Genomic DNA, 17,134 nt, shown 5'->3' with positions numbered 1-17,134 from the left:
CGGAGGCGTCAGGGATTGACGCCCGAAGGGGCGAGACGCCGTAGGCGGCTCGATGCGCAGCACGAAAGCCCGGCCCCAAAGGGGAGACGCCCAGGGGTCACGCTTGCGCCTTGATCTGCCCATGCACAGCGGCACGCAACGACTCCAGCGCGTCCAGGAACCGCTCGGCCGCAACGTCAGCCGCCCACGGCTCCCACGGCCGGCAATCGTAGATGTCAGCCAGTGGATCGACATCGAGGACGGGATGCACGATGCCCAGGACATCGCGGACTTCATGAGCTGGCCAGCCAATGCAATGCACAGCCTCTGAAGCGGCCGCCACCGAGTCGGCCCGCTTGTGGGCGGCGTGCGCTGCCGGCGACCAAGTGCGCAGCTCATACCGATCTGAAACCGCAGCCATCAGGCGAGACGAAACAGCCCGAAAGGAAAGGCCCAGCACGTCTTTCAAGGGGGAAATACAGTCGAACCCAAGGAAACCTTCCTCGGCATCGTGTAGAAGCTCCAGGAGCGCGTCAGAGGGCGTCAAAGGGGTGTCGCTCCACTGCCGGCGCAAAGCGAGCACCAGGAGCGAATGCTGGGCCACGGAGAGGGGCAGGGGCCATGACGATTCCCCACCCCAGCGGTACGTCCTCGCCAAACGCAAGGCAAGGTCACTGTCGAGCCACGCGCCGGGATCGGGATTGATGAGGTCGAGGCGACGGCCAGAAGGAAGCCGAACCCACGCGCGCGCCGCTACCGGCGTCATCGGCCGCCCCGCAAGATCATGAAGCCGCCCGAATAGGCGATCTGGAAGCGGTTGAGCACGTCCATCCCCAGCAGCGGAGCTGAAAGGCGCTCCAGGACTGCGATAGCCGCACCCTCAACAGCGAAGGGGCCGACGATCACCGTGTTGGCCGCAGTGATGCCACCACGTTCACGGCCTGCGGCCGTGTCAAAGGATGTTGCGCGGCCGGCGCGGATACCAGCATTGCGGGCGAGCTTGACCGGCAGCGTCGTGAATCGCGCTCCGGTGTCCACCATGAAGACCACGGGAAAGCCGTTGACGGCCCCGGCGATGTAGTAGTGACCATCCGCAGCGCGCGGGATGGAGTAGTCCCCGTTGCCCAGGCGCTGCGCCGGCTTGACCATCACGGGAGAGGCGGCCGCAACGTCGAGCTGGTCGCCGGGGTAGCTCTGGCCATCGTAGATGATGTATTCGCGCTGCTGCGCGTGCGAGGCTCCAAGGGCAAAGCAGGCCATCAGGGCCACAAGGGCGCGAGTAGCGTTCATTGCCAACTCCAACGATAGAAGCCAGCCAAGTGCGCGAAAACAGCGGCGTTCGCGGCGCTGGCCAGCCATGTGAAAAACAAAAAGGAAGCCTTCCGCGACTTGTGGCGGAAGGCATGTTGTCCAATCAATGCACCGGGCCAGCCGCATAGCAGCTCGATCCAGTGCAAAGCCTTTTCAGACCAGCGCCAACGGTTGGCAACGGCCGCCGACTTGTCGAGGCCGTATGCCAGAAAGGCCAAGTTGCTCATGAGCGCATAGGCCCAAGCGTAGTGCGGCCGGATACGCCCGGCGATGCCGGCGACAATCACACCCATAAGGAACACCGCACCCAGCCCGAAAGCGGCCCAGCGATGGGCGATCCAAAAGCGATCCGCCAGTGACAGGCCCGGCGCGTTCATTTCGCCAAAGCAGGATCAGCGGAGAGGCCCAGGGCCACAATCAAGCCAGCGGCCTCCTGCAAGCCCGCAAGGGACGACTGGATGAGTCGCGCCGGCACCAGCTCGGCATCCTCGGTTGTGGCGAGGACGGAGCACTTCTGTTCCGTGGTGCCTGCCTTGCGCGTCATGTTGACGACATTGCGCTGACGGTAGCGCCACGTCTCGCAGCGCGACAGGCATTTGCCGTCCGGGTCGCCGGCCGTGGCCGCGTTCACCGAGTCCTGCGCGCCGGTCGCATTCCCGACATTGGATGCAATCGTGCCGACCAGCATGGCCAGGGGGTTCAGCGACAGCATCACGGAGCCGCCCCGGCCGCTCTTGGTGGCCAAGGGCGCGGGGTTCTCGGCATAGTCGCCCACGCGAACCTCGGCGGTACGCCGGGTTGCGGGGCGCAGCGCCTGGAAGGCACCATCCAGCTCGTACACCACGTCGGCCTGCTCGCGGCTGTCCACCAGCTCGAAGCCGCTGGAGGCCAGCGAGGCCCGCACGGCGGCCGTCAGCCTCGGACTGGCCAGGAATTCGATGAAGACCTTGCGCCCTCGATCAGCAGCCAAGTCGATGTGGCCGGTGATGGCCACCTTGACCTCGGCGGCCGGAGCGGCCGCAACAGCGGCCGGTGCATCAACTGGCACCGCATCAGAACTGGCCAGCGCCGGCAGTGCGCAGCCGGCCGCAGCGGCCAGAAGCAGGTAAAGCGGAAGGTGACGCATGTTTTCCTCCTTGTTGTTCTTGACGTTCAATCGTCTTCTCGGAAATGGGTGGTGGAGAACAGCAGCGCCGATCCGCGCTGCTCGATCTGCACCATCCCCAGGATGTTCATGCCCAGCAATGCAGGGCCGTTCATGGTGGGCATGACGGCAACTTGGACGTTGTGGGCACGGAAGGAACCGAAAACCACTTCTGCTACTGTGGCGACACACCCGAAGACCTCGCCGGCCGCCGTGCTGAACTGGCGAGGCTCGCATGATGTGATGCCCAAGGGCTTGGCCAGCGAGCCAGGAACGGATGTCAGGCCCGCGCCGGTATCCACAATGAAGGTGACAGGCTGGCCGTTGATGCTGCCCGGCGTCTCATAGTGCCCGCGTTGATTCTTTGGCACGCTCATGGTGGCCACGCGCGGCTGCTCGCTTGCTCGCGGCGCAGCCGTGGAGACACGCTTGTTGCCGAAGTAGTCAAAGGCAACAAAGCACAGGAACCCGATCCCGAGCCAGGTATAAACCATGCCGGCCAGGCGCGGCTTTGTCATGTAGAAGGCCGCACCGGCCACCATCAGGAGACACAAGGCCGGATGGCTCAACACGAAACCCTTGAGCCATTGAGTGGCCATCAAGAGGGCGTCGTGTGGAGTTGCCCCGTGTGCAATTTGCCAGACCGTTCCCGCGACAATCAGAAGGGCGTAGGGCAGCGAATTGGCGATGATGAACTGCAAAAAGGTGATACGGGGTTGTTCTGAACGAACCTCCCGCGAACCGCGAAACACCTTCGGGTCATAGTAATGATCCCGCATGGTTTTCGCGGCCCGTTCTCGATACCAATCCCGTTCATCTGCGCTCATGGTCGGCTTTCACTTCCTGCCGGCCACGGCCATCGCAGGCATCACCAGTTCAACCTCTACTCGCCGGTTTGCACTGCGCCCCGCCTCGGTGTCGTTGGAGGCTACAAAACAGGTCACGCAGTACGAGACTTTCAGCTTTCGAGGGTCAACCCCACCACTGACAAACGCAGCCCGGACGGTTGCAGCGCGAGCAATGGCCAAAGCCCGGTTGCCCGCCGCCGTGCCTGTCGAATCGGTGCGGCCACGGATCAAGACGCGCTCGGCCGTCATGGCCAGCGGCAGCAGCTCGGACAAGCCACGCTTGGCCTCATCGTTCAGATTTGCCACGGAGCTGGAAAACGGGAGCGAGCGCAAGGAACGGGAGGCCGTAACAGCGACTGGCGCGGCCGTGGCCGGGCCGACTGCAACCACCGTCACGGGGCGCACGTCGTCGGTGAGCTGGGCGGAGCCGGCCGGGATGGCATCCACCTCGGCCGGCATGGCCAGCGTAGCAACAGTGTGGGCGTCGAGCTTGGCCAAGATCGAAGGCTGCGGCCGTGCGGCCGGCTTGCCATTCGCCTCGGGCGCAACATCGGCGCTGCCCAGCATTGGAGTCTTGGGCGTTGGTGCCGCACACGGATTGCACGGCACAAAGTAGTCGGTTCCGGTTTGCGGATCGCGCACTTGGGCCAGCCCGGTGAGCACAGGCGCGCCCATCAGGAGCGCACGGGGTTGCTCGGGAGGCATCGGCGCGCATCCCGTTACGCCAGCGGCCAGCAACGAGGCCCCCAGCGCCAGAGTCACAGGCGCTGGCCAGAACGGCGTGCCAGGATGGAGCGCGCGCCGGCCCTTGCGCGTCAGAGACAGTCGGATGGATGTGCCGGCAGGTTTGCGCGACAGATAGCCGCGGTCGATAAGGTGACGGGTTTCACCCAGGTACTCGCGCATCACGTCCAGATCGGCAGCACCGCCCAATGGGCGGCCCGCCGCGCGTTCCGAAAGCACCCGAATGCCCCGCACTTCGCCACGGTCGAGCGCGCGCAGCAGCGCAAGCGCGGTTCCGTTCAAGTCGGGATGTTTGCTCATGGTTCAATCCTTCACCAAGTCCTTGAACGTGGCCCCAGGCGTGAATTTCGGCTTATGGGTCGAGGGAATCTTGATCGGCGCGCCGGTCTTCGGGTTGCGCCCGGTGCGCGCGGCGACGGCTGCTTTCTCGAAAGTGCCAAAGCCGGTGAGCTTCACCGCGCCACCCTTGGCCACCTCGTTCTGCACGATGGTGATGAGGCTATCGAGAAAGCGCGTGGTGGCCGCCTTGGATGCTTCGGTGTCTTCAGCAATGGCGTCGATCAGGTCTTGTCGGTTCATGGAAATCTCCGTGTGTCGTCAGTTGAGGATATGACCCAGCACCTTGCCGCAACGGGCGCAGCGCCGTTCATGTACTTGGGTGCCGTCCCAGCTCGAATAGATGGGCGTGGACAGCGGCGAATGGATGCCAAACAGGCAAAGGAGGGTGTTCCACACCTTCACGGCGCTGCCCACATCACGCGGGTGAGCTGAAGCAGCGACTCCCCGGTAAGTCCGTCCAGGTACTCGGTGGCCACCAGCCGGCGTGTATCTGGAAATTCCTGCACGCGGTCATCGAGGGCGGCCCATTGGGTGACGCCGTACTCGCGGACAACGCAAAGGATCTCGTCCAGCCTGGTGCAATCAGGCAAAACGGGCGTGCAGCCGATAACGCGCTCGCGCAGCTCTATGGAGAAGAAGTTGCGCAGCTCATCCAGCGTGTGTGTCTCGCGCCAGTTGGATGAAATCACCACATCAACATCGGGATGCGCTCGCAGCCACGTTTCCAGCAGGGGCAGGTAAATCAGCGTGCCAGACTGGCCAGGGTGCAGAACCCCGTCGATGTCCAGCATCAGGACGGGGCCACGGGGCGCACGCTGAAGCGCCCAGCGTGGCGCGCGGGGATTCACCGGCAGACTTTCGCGCGCGAAAGTCGGGGCGACGGTCGGGCGAATGCCGACGAAGCGGAGTAGGGCGCCCATCATCGGCCGTGCTCCGGCAGCTCGGGCAGCGCCGGCATAGGAGCCTCGCCAGCCACCCACTTCCATGAAGGGAGCTTGCTTTCCGCAATCAATTCATCGACGGCGGCCGCATAGTCTTCACTGGCCCCAGGCGGAACCACGTACATGGCGGTCGGCTCCGGCTCGGTATCCGAAGCCACCGCGCAGGCCAGCGGCCGCGTGGAAGGCAGGTTGTACCGCATCCCTTTCATGAATCGCCGGTTCTGCTGCGTCAGCGCATCGAGCACCATCTTCTCGAAGGTGCTTTCAAAGGGAATCCAGTTCTCGGTCACGCACATCAACGCGACTTCCTCCAGCGAGGCTACGCCGGTAGCGCCGATGCTGAACGTGCCGATCATCATCAGGTGGGTGCCCTCCAAGGCATCCCACAGGCCCAGCTCCACCTCGAACCTCTTGAGCAGCCGCTTGTAGATGTCGTCGTTCATCATGAAGTGGCAATCGGGCAGGTGTTTGAGGACGATCTTGTGCCCGTAGCGTGACTGAGCCAGTTCCTTCACTTCCCCCACCACAAGCATCAAGCGCCGTGTGCCCTTCTCGGGTGTGGCGATTCGCATCATCTGCGCGAGTCGCCGCTGGGTGATTTCGTTCTTCTTCTCGGCGTTGAACGATTCGGGCATGTAGAGCATTCCGGCCAAGCTCGCGCCTTTTGCCGTCTTGTCCTCGGCTGCTTGCAGCAGGTACTTGCGGATCACGTACCAACTGCGCTTGCCGGCCATCGTCGGTGCCCAGCGGTTGAAACCTGCTTCTTCCCACAGGTAATGCAGGGTGCCGCGCAGGGTCAGCTTGTTGCCATCGGTCTTGACGCTATCCGTCTCCTTGCCGCTCGGTGCCGGCGCGGATCGGCTCGCGCCCTTGGACAATGCGAAGTCGAACTTCAGCGCCGTGGTGCCTTCGTCGGGGTTCTCCTGGATCGCGGAGCCAATGACTTGGCCAAGCCCGGACAGCTCGGGCGGCGGCTCGTAGGAATCGCAGGCCGGGGCGTGGCCGCTACCAGAATTGGGCATCCGTTTGATGAGGTACTTTTCATCAACTTTGGCCACGTACATTTCAATGCCGGGGGTGCGACACAGGCACAACGGCCGCTCCCGCGAGCTGTAGATGCGGGCCAGCAGCTCGGGCAAGCCTGGGTCGTCGGAATGAATGGATTGCCCGCCAATCTGGTAGATCGCCATGTTTTTCTCCCTTGCTTACCGGCCCATGTCCCGGCCCACGTCCCGCGCGTTCTCCCGCGCAGGCTCTTTGCCCTGCTCGTACACCTGACTCTTTTCGTTGCCGTGCTGGATCGTCACTTTCTCGCCTACCCGGACATCCCGATCCAGTCCCTCCTTCTCGTAGCGCACAGCCACCATGTCGGACATCTTCACCAGGGCGTGATGCGATGAGGTGGCCACCACTTCGCCCTTCACGTCCTGCTTGAGTTCTTGCGCATCCCGCACCACCAAGCCCCGATGACTGGCGGCCATGTCGATCACGCGCCGCGACTCATCCACGGTGACACTGCCCTCCGGGACGCGGCCCCGGTGAAGCTGCTCGGACAGCTCGGCACGCGCATTGAAGTAGCTGGTTTCCCGCTGGTCTTGACTGGTCTGAGGTGTCCAGCTCTGCTTGATGTCGTGAAGCTGCTTGTAGGCCCCGTCCAGCTCCGGGTGGCGCTCCAGCGCCTCGCGCTTGGTGAGCTGGTCGAATGCCTGGGCGCGCTGATAGGCCGGGGTCTGCTCAAAGCGGGCCAAGTCGTTTCGAGCCGCTTCGAGCTTGGCCGCCAGCTCGTCACGGTCGGCCAGCACCGGCCGCGCGGCGCGCTCCTGTTCCGGCCGCAAGGCATCAGCGTAGGCCCGCTTTAGGGCCTCGTCGTTGCCCCCGATGAACTTGCCATACTCCCGCACACCCTCTTTCTCGGTGTACGTGGTCTGCCCCGGCGTCGAGGCCGACTCCCGGCCATTGGGAAGGCGCTCTGTGCGGATCACATAGGGCTGGTCTTCAGCCTTGGCATCCCGGAAGGCCCTGGCGGCTTCATTGACGTTGCTGTAGTCCTTCGCATCGTTCTTGGCCACGGTGCCCACGGTGTAGGTCACGTTGTCGCGCACACCCTCCCGCTGCTTGGCCAGCGTATTGATGTCGTCCAGGGCGGATACGTAATCGCGCCGCTCGGCGTGCGTCCAAGCGCGCCCGCGTTCCTGCTCCAACACCTCAACCGCTGCTGCTCGCCGCTTCCACTCTCCGCGCTCTTGGCTGTTCTCGTAGATTTGCCGTTGATTGGCGTCATAGACGCGCACCGAGTCGGTGAGCTTGTCGCGCTCCAAGGCGCGCACTGACTCCACCATGCCGTTGTAGGCGTTGTCGTGCTGTTCCTTGTTGACGAATCGCCCGGTGCCGCGCTCGGCCACCTGTTCCTCGAAGCGCAGCCGTGCGCGGGTCACTGAGGTTTCCGGGTTGACGGCCAACACGCGGGCCTCCACCTCGTAACCCTGTTCCTTCAGGCGAGTGGTCAAGTCCCGGATGTTCTCCGGGCTGCGCATCGTGCCGTCCACCACCAGATTGCGGCGGTTCTCCACGGCGGCCAACGTGAGGCGGGTAGCCCATTCGCCGGCCTCTTTCTGCGTTCGGTCGGCGGCGTGCTGGGGGTCTTCGCGCGAAAGCTGCTTGTAGCGCGGGTTTTCCTCGCGCATCCGGTCGGCGTCGATCACCACAGCGCCGCCGTTGGCGCGCAGCTCGCGGATCGCTTCGGCGGCCAGCGCCGATTTGCCCGATCCTGGTTGGCCGCCCAACAGGATCGCCTTCGGATTCTCCTGCGCCGTCGTTCTTGCCAGTGCATCGCGCTCTACATCCTTGTAGGCGCTCTCCATTGCGTACTTGGAAACCTCCCCAGCCATTTGTCTGCCCTCCTGCCTTATTGGTAAAGGTCGCGGGCCTGTTGGCCGTACTGAGTGATGACGCGCTCGATGGCCTCGTCAGCATTCGGATCGAGGTCTTCGCGGATCGTGCGCAGCTCGTCCTTCGCTTTCTGAGCGGCCGCAATCACGGCCTCGTCAGGGGTAGCCTTTTCGCGTTCGGCGGCAATGGCTTCGGAGTGGTGGGCGATGATGGCCCCCAGGACATCCAGCGCCACCTCGTAGCGGACGCCGGCACGGCTGAAAAGTTGATTGGTCATGGTCGTGGATTCCTCACTGATTACCGGATTGGTTCTTGGCTTGAGTTGCATGGAGCGGCCACAGGGCCGCGTGCAGCAGGCGGTAGGTGATGCGGTCGCGCTTCAGCAGGCGTGCATACACGTCGTTGGCCGTCAACCCAAGGCTGCGGGTGGCGTACAACCCCCAAGCCAGATAGACGGCCAGCAGCACGGCCGCAACGGGGACGAAAGCCAGAAACCACACCCCAGCGATGACAAGCCCCACCACAAGCAAGCGGCCCCCTACGGTCGCCCACTTGGAGCCGAACATTTCGAGCTGGGCCTTGCGGTTCAGGTCGTGCTCGGCATGGGCGCGTTTCCAGACATCGGCCCACGGCTCGCCGGGGGAACGGCTGAAGACGGCATCCAGGTAGGCACGAAACTCGCGCATCAACAGGTAGGACGCGGCAAAGCACATCCCCACAAAAACCAGCAGCTCAAGCGTTTCTCGATTCATGTTCTTCTCCGTCAATCTTTCGCGCGCGAAAGTCAGCGCGGCGTCGGCACGCGCTCGCGCTCCATCTGCATGTCCTTGCCGCCACGATCCCGCGCCGGCTCCTTGCCCTGCTCATAGACTTGGCTGCGCGCCTTGTCGTACTGGATCGTCACGCGCTCGCCCACGGCAAGGTCACGATCCAGATTGGCGCGTTCGTAGCGAACGGCGATCATGTCGCCCACTTGGAGCATCGCGTGGTGCGACGAAACTGCCACCACTTCGCCCTTGAACTGCCCGCCAAGCCGTTCGGCGTCCCGCACCATCAGCCCGCGATAGGCTGCGGCGTGGTCGATGACTCGCTTGGACTCGTCCAGCGTCACGCCATCGCCCACTAGCCGGCCGCTGTGCAGCTCCTTGGAAATTTCTGCCCGCAGGTAAGCGGCGTCCTGCCCGGCCCGGTGGGCGTCGTGCAACATCTTGTAGGCACCATCCAGCTCGGGATGCTTGGCCAGAGCTTCGCGCGTGGCCAGCTTGTCGAAGGCCACCGCCCGCTCCACGGTCGTGATTTCGTAGAAAACTTCGCGCGCTGGCTCCAGGTTGCCGCGCGCGGACTCCTTGGCGGCCTCGTTCCACGTCTGCTTATCGACCTTGGAGTAATCGAGCTGGTAGCCCGCATCCTTGGCGAGCTGCCCGATGAATTCGCGCGTCGTGCGGCCGTTCCCTTCGCGGAAGGGGTGCATTTCGTTCACGCCGGCATAGACCTCGGCCATCTTCCCGCTGAACTGCTCCTTGTCCATCCCGCGCAGATAGTTGGCTTCCTTGATCGCGGATTGGATTTCCTGCGCCTTCTGCGGGATGTCTTCCTTGAAGGTGAACAGGGTTCGGTCGCCGGCAGGCCCCTTTGCAATATCCACCTTGCGCACTTCGCCGGCCCACTCGTACACATCCCGAAAAACCTGTTTGTGGATCGCCTGAAGGTGGGCCAAGTCGTACTCGCCCCGTACCGGGTTTTCGCGCAGCTCCTGAATGCGAACGGCTGTTGCGCCGCGCTCGAAGCGTTGAAGCGCCGCGAGGTCGCGGATGTCGGCCTTATTCTTGAGAACGTGCGTGCCGGGATAGGTGTAGTCCTCTTGCTCGCTCATTGCCCAGCCCCGCGTGCGCGCTCCAGATACTTGGCCACCGCCTCGTTAGGGGTCAGGGTGCCGGCGATGACGGCCTCCTGAATGGCGAGGTCGGCGGCGTCCACCGGCATTCCCTCCAGGGACAGGGAAGCATTGGCTTGAGCAAACTGCGCACGGCGCACGTCGGCCGGATGGGGCGCAGCCACGGGGCCGGTATCGAGTTCATACGGGTTCTTGTCTTCCATGTTCGCCTCCAGTCAGCCCAAGCCGGGCACAGCAATGCCGAACACCCGTACAGCAACAAACACCACTGCCGCCAGCCCCGCCACGATCAGCACGCCGCGCAGCACGCGCGCGAGCAACAAGCCAACGACAATGCCGATCAACAGCGGGGTAGGGGTTTCAGCGAAGATGCGTTGCAGTGCGGCCCAGGCCCCGCCCACGTAGGGAGAAACCATTTGCCATATCTGCGTCAGCAGCGCATCCATCGGTAAGTTGTCCATGCGGGTGTCCAGTGCCAGTATTCAGATGCCGTTTATTTGCTTTCACGGTGAAAGCAAGTTTATCAAAAAAATCCTACTGGCACTAGGCGTTTAGCGCGATAACGTCAATAGGAAGGGGAGGGCGATCACGCCACCAAGCTCTCGCGCACCGGCCGCAGTGCGGCGGATGTCTGGCTGATGATCTGGTGGATTTCGCCCAGGTAGCTATCCACCCGGTTCTTCATGCTGGCCCAGGTATGTTTGGTCTGAACCAACGCATCGAGCGTTTCAGCGTCGAACCGCCCCGCTTGGATGCAGTTGTGGATGGTCAGCAGGCGAATCTCCATGTTGCGCAGCGCGTACTCGCAACGATTGATTTGCTGGCCGTCGATGGGGGTATGGCAGTAGCGGACGTTCTCCACGTCGCGCACGAAGCCCTCGAAGTCCTTTTGATGGTCGCTGAGAAGGCCGACAAAAGTTTCCATCAGGCGCAGTTCGCGGTCAGGGGTAGTCATTGGTGGAATCTCCATGTTGTTGGTTAAGGGTTGAGAGAAAAGCATTCGGAACGATGGCCGCATGTGTTGCATTTGCGGCCCCGGCTTTTGCGCGCCTTGGCCCTGCGCTCGGTGATGTCGATGTACCGGGCCACCAACTGCTCGCAATAGGCGTCGTCGCGCAGCTCCACGCGCATGGCGCGGCGCTCACGGGTTTTTCGGTTGTTGATGGCCACGAAGCCAAAGGGCGCGGTTTCAAGTCCGTTCAGACGAAGCAGCCACGCTTGCAAAGAGAGTTGCGCAATGTCCGTCTCATAGACGCGGTGGGCATCGCGGTTCTTGTTTTCGAGGGGAACATGCAGCCCATCAGGAAGCCGATACACCTGATCCGGCCGGCCCACGACGGGGAACGGCGCATTGATGAACAGGTTGCGCTCCACTTGAGCCACCTTGCCGGCCGCAAGCTCGGGAGGGAGCCAGTTCTGAGTAAACCCGCGCCAGACCATGAATGTCCAGCCGGCCAGCACCAGGGCCAGGGCGAATAGGATGTAGCTGGCCAAGTTGCTCATCGCGGCATCCCCAGCAAGCGAAGCATGGCGTTCAGCCCAGCGCGCACAGCCGTGGCCGCGCACCGGCTCCTGCACAGCAGGGGCACCAAGCCAGGTGAGACGGCGTAGTAGGCTCGGACGAACAAGCGCCCCGCCATTGCCGGCATCAGCACCCGATCACGCCAAGCGCGCAGGAAATTCGTCTCTGCCGCGTCAGGCCCGTAGATCGCGGTGGCAATGAAACAGCGCCGATCAATCGCTGCGCGCGTCTGCCCTTCGACCTGAAACCGTAGGTGCTCGAAGGTGCCGGCAGCGGCCTTCGCCCGAACCTCCAGCGGCCGGGCATCCCCTCGCTCACGGTCGAAAACCACCTTTTGCTCGCAGTAAACCGTGCCTACGATGTCGGTGATCGTGTGGTACTTTTTGGCCCGCCTCATCACCCCTCCTGCTTTCGCGCGCGAAAGTCGGGCTTGGCCAGCATCCAGCGATAAATGCCTAGCAGGCTGGTGGCAGTGAAAGCCACTTGCATGAAGATCAGGCCCGGCGCGTCGGTCATGACGCCGAAGCCGATCCAGCAGACATTCGAGGCCAGGAAAGACACGAAGCCCCAGCCGGACAAGCGGTTATTGAGGGCCAGCATCAAGGCCCCCAGCACCCCAAACGCGCAGCCGATCCATTGCAGGTAGAAGGCATCCATGCTCATCTCACAGAAGGGCCTTGTGCCCGGTTTCCACGGCCCGCATCCGCATGGCCAAGGTCGGGTAGGCATTGGCGAACGAGAACCAGCGAACCCAGGATTTCGAGGGGTACAACACGGCCAGCTCGCGCAGCGCCGTCAACATCGTTCCGCGCCCTACGGACTGCGCAGCGCCGGCATCCGCCCGGTACTCGCAATACCGGCGAATCCCCAGGAACAGGAGGAAGGCGGCAAAGAAAAAGTTGTTGTTGTCCAGGAGGTGGCTGCTCACAGCAAAGCAGCAGGCATAGGTGAACGTGGCGAAGATGTGGCGCTCATGAACATGGGCGTTTTCATGGGCGATCACGCCCCGCATACCCTCGTCGCTCATGCTGGCCAGCAGGCCGGTTGTCACGTAGATGCGCGAATGACTCGGCAGCAGCCCCACAGTGTTGGCTTCCTTGTCGGCATGGTCATACAGGAAGACGGGGCGACTATCAGGGACGGTTGCCACTATCCTTGCCAAACGCTCTTGAAGCGCAGCATCCCGCGACGGTCGCGGAGCAAGGAAGCGCGCCGATAATGGCGCGCTGGCATAAAAGCCGAACAGGAATATCAGGCTACCGAGGGCCTGAGTCATTGGCTTGGCGGCTGGATTCGTGGATAACCTGCCAGTTACCCACAAAATGCCGCCAGCAACCTCCATGATGAAGACGATCAGAATGATCCGTCTGAACCAGTGAGACGGGATCATTGCAAATTGCAGTCGTCACAGATTAAAGCTGTTGGGATCGAGCGATACGGCGTTTGATCGGTGCCCGCGCGCCAGTCATTTCTCATGCTGAGAGGCTGTTGCGAAGCACATCCGCCCAAGGTGGCCGTGGTAATGAGAATCAGGAGAAGTTTTTTCATCGGTTGCCCTTTCAGGGGAAAGTTGGTTATTGATTTCTTCCAGCAGCTCCCGGCACACTGAATGCACCCGTTGACGCGAGACGCCGACGTGGCGCGCGACGGTTGCCTGCCGGTAGCCTTTGAGGAACACTTCATCAGCGATGCGGTAAGATTCGGACGAAAGACCCAGCCGCCGCGCTGCTTTCACGAAGACAGCACGCGACACATGGCCACACGCTGCGGAAACAGTCTTGAATATCTGACTCATCCCCTTGCACCGTAAGGGTTTTGGGCGTATTTTGTCAATAGACAAGATGCGCAAATTCTATCCAAATTGGAAGGAGAGTTGTAATGAAAAAAATGCTTTACGCTGCTTTCATCGTGGCAGCACTTGCCGGCATGACGAACGCCAGCGCCCAAGCGGCCGCCTCGAAGCGTGGCGGTGTCTGCATCGGCCCCTTCCGTGGTGGCGACTCGGTGTTGCAGTGCGAACACATCGGCAAGGTGACGATCAAGCAGATTTACGAAAAAGGCTTCCGTGTCGTGCATATGCAAGACGACAAAAACACGGCCACCTACGTGATGCTGGTTATTGAGGAACAATAATGATGCGACTGACAAAAATGCTGTTCTCTCGAAGGCGCTGGATGCTCTGGCTTCCATTGCCGGCCGCTGCCGCACTTTCGGCATCCGGTGGTAATTTCCTTGCCGACTACATTCCAATGCTCGGCGGCGGATTGATTTTCTGGATTCCATTCTGGCTTGCATGGTGGTTAAGCGATGGATTCAAGGGAATGTCGAAATGGCCCGGCACTGGCGCGCCAAATAGCGCAGCAGGCGTTAATCCATTTACCGGCAAGTCTTGTGTTGTTCATCATTTACCCTGGGGCGATAACTACACGGGCGGCAATTCTTGAAAGGGGGCAAAGCCCCCTTTCCCTTTACTTGCTGCCGTTGTTGATCTGAACCGAGGCGGCTGTTTCCCGCTTCATGTTGTCGTTCAGCTTTTCGCCGTCTGCCGTACCGTCGCCGCCAGTCAGCTTGTCCCAAGCCTTCTGAACGGTGTCCTTGCCGTCGCGGATCATGTTGTCCTCGTTGACGGCTGCGGGGTTGGCCCGCCCAGCGCCAACAGCCTTGTCCGGGCTGGCCCAGGCATTCACGTTCTCGTCCAAGGCCCCGGCACGCGCCGGGATGCTGCCCTTGTTCTTCGGGTCGAGCTGGCCCTGTACGTCCCCTCTGGATTCCGCAATGATCGGAGGCGCAGAGGTATCGACCTTGAGCGGAGCGGTTCCGCCGTAGCCGGTCTGTGCCACCTTCTTCTTGTGGACGCCCTGGATGTCCTGCGGGATGCCGGCGCGATCCTTGGCGGATTGCCTCTCCAGCTCGCCCTTCGTGGTCGGCAGTTTTTCGCCTGCGAAAGTCTGCTGCGGCATGGTGGTGGCTTGTTGAACCATGCCCTTCTCGCTCACGTAGTCCTGCACCATGTCCATGATCCGGTCTTCGGATTGGTTGGCGAAACGCATGGCGGTCATGCCATTGCGCGCTGCCACCTTCTCGAACAGATACGGATCGGCCATCAGATCCTTGTGAGTCGTGAAGCTGTTGCTGTCGCTACGGTTGGCGCGGTCGCCAGTACCGAATTCACGACGATCAGAGACATCACGCACGCGGGAAACCTCATCCACGTTCGTAAGGGCGGCATCGCGGCCGTGGCGGTCGTTTTGGGCCGATTGATTGCCCGTCCCGGCCTGCTCGGTGCGGGAGCCGCGTTCAGCAAATGTGCGCTCGGTGCGCGCGGCCTCCTGGTTGCCATGAACCGTATCCACGCCCCGATCCCGGCCGTGCTCGGCGGTGTAGGTCTTCGCGCCGTTGTAGCCCAGGCCCGCGTTGATGAGGCTGCCCGAAGGCTGGGCACCGCCCTTGCCGCCACGGTAGTTCTTCAGCGCCTGGTCGATCTGTTGCTGGTTCGCGCCGCCCTGCTTCATGGCGTCAGCAATACGCTTTTCCTCGCGCGGATCAGGCGCGCCACCCGCGCCACCCGCACCAGGAGCACCGCCGCCGTTGGGGTTCCCACGGCCAACACCCAAATTCATGTGGAGCTGGTCATTGGCACCGGCCGCCGTGCGGAAGTGCGAACCCTCACGGAAGTTGCGATCCAAGTTCTGGCCAGTGGAGTGTTGGCCACCATACCCGCCCTCGCTCCCGCGAGCCGCCACCACGCCCGTGTTCTGGTATTGGCCACGGGTTGTATCGTGCCCCTTCACGTCCGTGAGGCTTGAGCTGTCGCCGTGCCGGCGCGCCAGTTGATCCCCGGTCGAAGTGATGTCGGTACGATGCGCTTCCTGGTTGCGGCCGGCTTCCAGTCGGTGATCCATGTTCATCTGCGTCAGCATCCGGTTTTGAAGCTGCTGCAAGGCAACCGCGCCGTTCGCGGCCATTGTGGCCGTCGAGCCATTGCCTCGGCCGATGGTTGCCCCGCCGCCTTGCAGGCCGATGTTGCTGTCGTACTTGTTCATCGAGGTCGTGTTGACCGATGCGGTATCAAGTCCAGCTTGGCCCATGCTGACATTGCCGCTGGCATTGCTTGCGCCCACCGCTGCGCCGGCAGAGGCAAAGCCGGTCATCATCCGGTCGGCAACACCCATGAAACCGCCCTGCCCCAGCTTGATGATGGCCCCGGCGATGAATGGCACTAGGACAACCATGTAGCCGATGGCCGCCTGCTCGTTGGTCAGCGTGGCGTCGAAAGCATCGGTGAGCTGGAACGGCACACCGGCCGCCAGCTCCAGCGCGCGCGCCTTGTAGCGCAAGTGCATGAGCGACAGGTGGTTGATGACGGCGAACAAGATTGGCCACAGGCCGATCCAGGCGAGCGACATCATGTAGCCCGCGATGATCTTCTTTGCACCCTCGGTCGAGCTGACAACCATCAGAACCACAACAACCGGGAATAGGCCGTAGATGATTGCCTCGATCCAGTTGCGCATGTGGGGCAGCGTCTCTTGGGCCAGCAGGCTCAACGTGCTGTTGGAGCCGTCAGCTTGCCGTGCCGCCTGGGCAGCGCCGGCCAGGGCATTAACCTCGGCCACCCGCGCAGGATCGTTCAGCAGCGCCGGCAGCTCGGTGCCGGCCTCCTTCCAGATGTTGTTGAACATCGCCTGCTTCATCGCGTCGGAGGCGTTGCTGGAGTTGTTCAGAATCCAGTCGTAGGACGTGCCCACCGTCGAAACGAACATGCTGGTAGCGATGGCATCACTGCTTGCCCGAGTGAAAGCCTGCTTGCCGTAGAAGGCTTGGCCAGCCGTTACGGCGTCGTTGACCTTCTCCTTCAGTATGGCCGCAACATTGGTGCAGGTATCGGTGGTCGGCGCATTCGTCAGGGTGTTGTAGGTGACGAAGCGGGCCGGACTCGTGTTGTTGAAAATCACGTTCCAGGTATCGGTGCCGCCCACAATCTGCTGCGGGGTAATTTCACCGTCTTTCACGTCGTACAGCGTGCATTCCTTGATGAACTGCATCAGGTCGGAGCGCAAGCTGGGGTCGCGGATCGTCGCGTTATTGACTTGCTTCAGGATGCGGTGCCCGAAGCCCACATCCCCTTTTTGCAGGCCCAAGTCTTCGGGCACACCGAAGACAGTTTCATAGGTGTTGGTCAGTGCGCCGAACACCAGATTTGTCGTTTGCGCAGTGACGGCCAGGGCAAAGGGGACGTTATCGACCACGCGAGGCGGCTCCAGCCCGGTCTTGTCGGTCAAGGCAACGCGCGCGATCGGCAGATTCAGCACCGTCACGAAAGCCAAGGCGTGGATAAACCACTTCGCCATTTCGAGCTGCTTGTTCATGTAGCCGAACATGCCGATTGCAATGGCGAACAGAAAAACCAGCTTCAGCAAGCCAGCGAAGCCAGCGCCGGCCATCATCGAGGCGACGGCGTTGAAGACGTAGTAGAGCGTTTCTACGTTCCAGTAGGTTTGAATTTCGATGTCCACGGCATCC

The 17,134-nt window shown here is 62.3% G+C and carries 24 protein-coding genes; 2 read left to right on the top strand and 22 right to left on the bottom strand.

Annotated features, from left to right (window positions below; all coding sequences use genetic code 11):
* Window positions 1–97: 97 nt before the first annotated feature.
* From JAO85_RS23560 to JAO85_RS23460, 21 genes are all read right to left on the bottom strand, one after another.
* The gene (locus JAO85_RS23560) at window positions 98–745 is read right to left on the bottom strand and encodes a phosphohydrolase (RefSeq protein WP_017510471.1); all 648 of its coding nucleotides are present in this window, start codon (window positions 743–745) and stop codon (window positions 98–100) included.
* Window positions 742–1,269: a TIGR02281 family clan AA aspartic protease gene (locus tag JAO85_RS23555; protein WP_017510472.1), complete on the bottom strand. Its 528-nt coding sequence runs from the start codon at window positions 1,267–1,269 to the stop codon at window positions 742–744. Before JAO85_RS23555 ends, JAO85_RS23560 begins: the two co-directional genes overlap by 4 nt.
* Window positions 1,266–1,667: a DUF1294 domain-containing protein gene (locus JAO85_RS23550; protein WP_017510473.1), complete on the bottom strand. Its 402-nt coding sequence runs from the start codon at window positions 1,665–1,667 to the stop codon at window positions 1,266–1,268. Before JAO85_RS23550 ends, JAO85_RS23555 begins: the two co-directional genes overlap by 4 nt.
* Window positions 1,664–2,416, bottom strand: a complete 753-nt coding sequence (locus tag JAO85_RS23545) for a hypothetical protein (protein WP_038314823.1) — start codon at window positions 2,414–2,416, stop codon at window positions 1,664–1,666. Before JAO85_RS23545 ends, JAO85_RS23550 begins: the two co-directional genes overlap by 4 nt.
* A gap of 26 nt (window positions 2,417–2,442) precedes the next feature.
* Window positions 2,443–3,261, bottom strand: coding sequence for a TIGR02281 family clan AA aspartic protease (locus JAO85_RS23540; RefSeq protein WP_229726457.1), 819 nt, complete (start codon window positions 3,259–3,261; stop codon window positions 2,443–2,445).
* Between the two features lie 9 nt (window positions 3,262–3,270).
* Window positions 3,271–4,326 carry an OmpA family protein gene (locus tag JAO85_RS23535; RefSeq protein WP_017510476.1) on the bottom strand — a complete coding sequence of 352 codons (1,056 nt, stop codon included), beginning with the start codon at window positions 4,324–4,326 and terminating at the stop codon, window positions 3,271–3,273.
* A gap of 3 nt (window positions 4,327–4,329) precedes the next feature.
* Entirely contained in the window at window positions 4,330–4,605 is a 276-nt protein-coding gene (locus JAO85_RS23530; protein WP_009242125.1) for an HU family DNA-binding protein, read from the bottom strand.
* A gap of 158 nt (window positions 4,606–4,763) precedes the next feature.
* A complete protein-coding gene (locus tag JAO85_RS23525; RefSeq protein ID WP_229726456.1) occupies window positions 4,764–5,285 on the bottom strand; it encodes an HAD domain-containing protein in 522 nt (173 codons plus the stop codon).
* Window positions 5,285–6,496, bottom strand: a complete 1,212-nt coding sequence (locus JAO85_RS23520) for a DUF1173 domain-containing protein (RefSeq protein ID WP_017510479.1) — start codon at window positions 6,494–6,496, stop codon at window positions 5,285–5,287. Before JAO85_RS23520 ends, JAO85_RS23525 begins: the two co-directional genes overlap by 1 nt.
* Window positions 6,497–6,511: 15 nt before the next feature.
* A complete protein-coding gene (locus tag JAO85_RS23515; protein WP_038314798.1) occupies window positions 6,512–8,194 on the bottom strand; it encodes a zeta toxin family protein in 1,683 nt (560 codons plus the stop codon).
* A gap of 17 nt (window positions 8,195–8,211) precedes the next feature.
* The gene (locus tag JAO85_RS23510; RefSeq protein ID WP_009242129.1) at window positions 8,212–8,472 is read right to left on the bottom strand and encodes a hypothetical protein; all 261 of its coding nucleotides are present in this window, start codon (window positions 8,470–8,472) and stop codon (window positions 8,212–8,214) included.
* Window positions 8,473–8,485: 13 nt separating this feature from the next.
* Window positions 8,486–8,947, bottom strand: coding sequence for a hypothetical protein (locus JAO85_RS23505; protein WP_017510481.1), 462 nt, complete (start codon window positions 8,945–8,947; stop codon window positions 8,486–8,488).
* A gap of 32 nt (window positions 8,948–8,979) precedes the next feature.
* Window positions 8,980–10,068: a Fic family protein gene (locus JAO85_RS23500; RefSeq protein WP_011798681.1), complete on the bottom strand. Its 1,089-nt coding sequence runs from the start codon at window positions 10,066–10,068 to the stop codon at window positions 8,980–8,982.
* On the bottom strand, window positions 10,065–10,292 hold the full coding sequence (locus JAO85_RS23495; protein WP_202789138.1) for an antitoxin VbhA family protein: 228 nt from the start codon (window positions 10,290–10,292) through the stop codon (window positions 10,065–10,067). The genes JAO85_RS23500 and JAO85_RS23495 overlap by 4 nt, the downstream gene beginning before the upstream one ends.
* Before the next feature lie 12 nt (window positions 10,293–10,304).
* A complete protein-coding gene (locus tag JAO85_RS23490) occupies window positions 10,305–10,550 on the bottom strand; it encodes a hypothetical protein (protein WP_009242133.1) in 246 nt (81 codons plus the stop codon).
* A gap of 125 nt (window positions 10,551–10,675) precedes the next feature.
* Window positions 10,676–11,044, bottom strand: coding sequence for a hypothetical protein (locus JAO85_RS23485; RefSeq protein WP_009242134.1), 369 nt, complete (start codon window positions 11,042–11,044; stop codon window positions 10,676–10,678).
* A 23-nt stretch (window positions 11,045–11,067) separates the two neighbouring features.
* Window positions 11,068–11,592, bottom strand: coding sequence for a Dna2/Cas4 domain-containing protein (locus JAO85_RS23480; protein ID WP_017510483.1), 525 nt, complete (start codon window positions 11,590–11,592; stop codon window positions 11,068–11,070).
* Complete coding sequence (locus JAO85_RS23475) at window positions 11,589–12,008, bottom strand: CFI-box-CTERM domain-containing protein (protein WP_017510484.1); 420 nt, start codon at window positions 12,006–12,008, stop codon at window positions 11,589–11,591. The genes JAO85_RS23480 and JAO85_RS23475 overlap by 4 nt, the downstream gene beginning before the upstream one ends.
* Complete coding sequence (locus JAO85_RS23470; protein WP_038314824.1) at window positions 12,008–12,268, bottom strand: hypothetical protein; 261 nt, start codon at window positions 12,266–12,268, stop codon at window positions 12,008–12,010. Before JAO85_RS23470 ends, JAO85_RS23475 begins: the two co-directional genes overlap by 1 nt.
* Before the next feature lie 7 nt (window positions 12,269–12,275).
* Window positions 12,276–13,001 carry a M48 family metallopeptidase gene (locus JAO85_RS23465; RefSeq protein WP_017510486.1) on the bottom strand — a complete coding sequence of 242 codons (726 nt, stop codon included), beginning with the start codon at window positions 12,999–13,001 and terminating at the stop codon, window positions 12,276–12,278.
* Window positions 13,002–13,076: 75 nt separating this feature from the next.
* Window positions 13,077–13,406, bottom strand: a complete 330-nt coding sequence (locus JAO85_RS23460; protein ID WP_082355033.1) for a TrfB-related DNA-binding protein — start codon at window positions 13,404–13,406, stop codon at window positions 13,077–13,079.
* Between the two features lie 83 nt (window positions 13,407–13,489).
* Between JAO85_RS23460 and JAO85_RS23455 the strand changes: the two genes are divergently transcribed.
* Both JAO85_RS23455 and JAO85_RS23450 read left to right on the top strand, forming a co-directional pair.
* Window positions 13,490–13,744 (top strand): hypothetical protein, encoded by a 255-nt coding sequence (locus tag JAO85_RS23455; RefSeq protein ID WP_017510487.1) that lies wholly within the window; start codon window positions 13,490–13,492, stop codon window positions 13,742–13,744.
* Window positions 13,744–14,055 carry a hypothetical protein gene (locus JAO85_RS23450; RefSeq protein ID WP_229726455.1) on the top strand — a complete coding sequence of 104 codons (312 nt, stop codon included), beginning with the start codon at window positions 13,744–13,746 and terminating at the stop codon, window positions 14,053–14,055. Before JAO85_RS23455 ends, JAO85_RS23450 begins: the two co-directional genes overlap by 1 nt.
* Window positions 14,056–14,079: 24 nt before the next feature.
* On the opposite strand, the gene JAO85_RS23445 is transcribed toward JAO85_RS23450, so the two are convergent.
* Window positions 14,080–17,127, bottom strand: coding sequence for a conjugal transfer protein TraG N-terminal domain-containing protein (locus JAO85_RS23445; RefSeq protein WP_017510488.1), 3,048 nt, complete (start codon window positions 17,125–17,127; stop codon window positions 14,080–14,082).
* Window positions 17,128–17,134: the final 7 nt, after the last annotated feature.

The sequence above is a fragment of the Comamonas sp. NyZ500 genome (assembly GCF_016772095.1).
Lineage (GTDB): Bacteria > Pseudomonadota > Gammaproteobacteria > Burkholderiales > Burkholderiaceae_C > Comamonas > Comamonas thiooxydans.
This window is presented reverse-complemented; position numbering and strand designations above follow the sequence as displayed.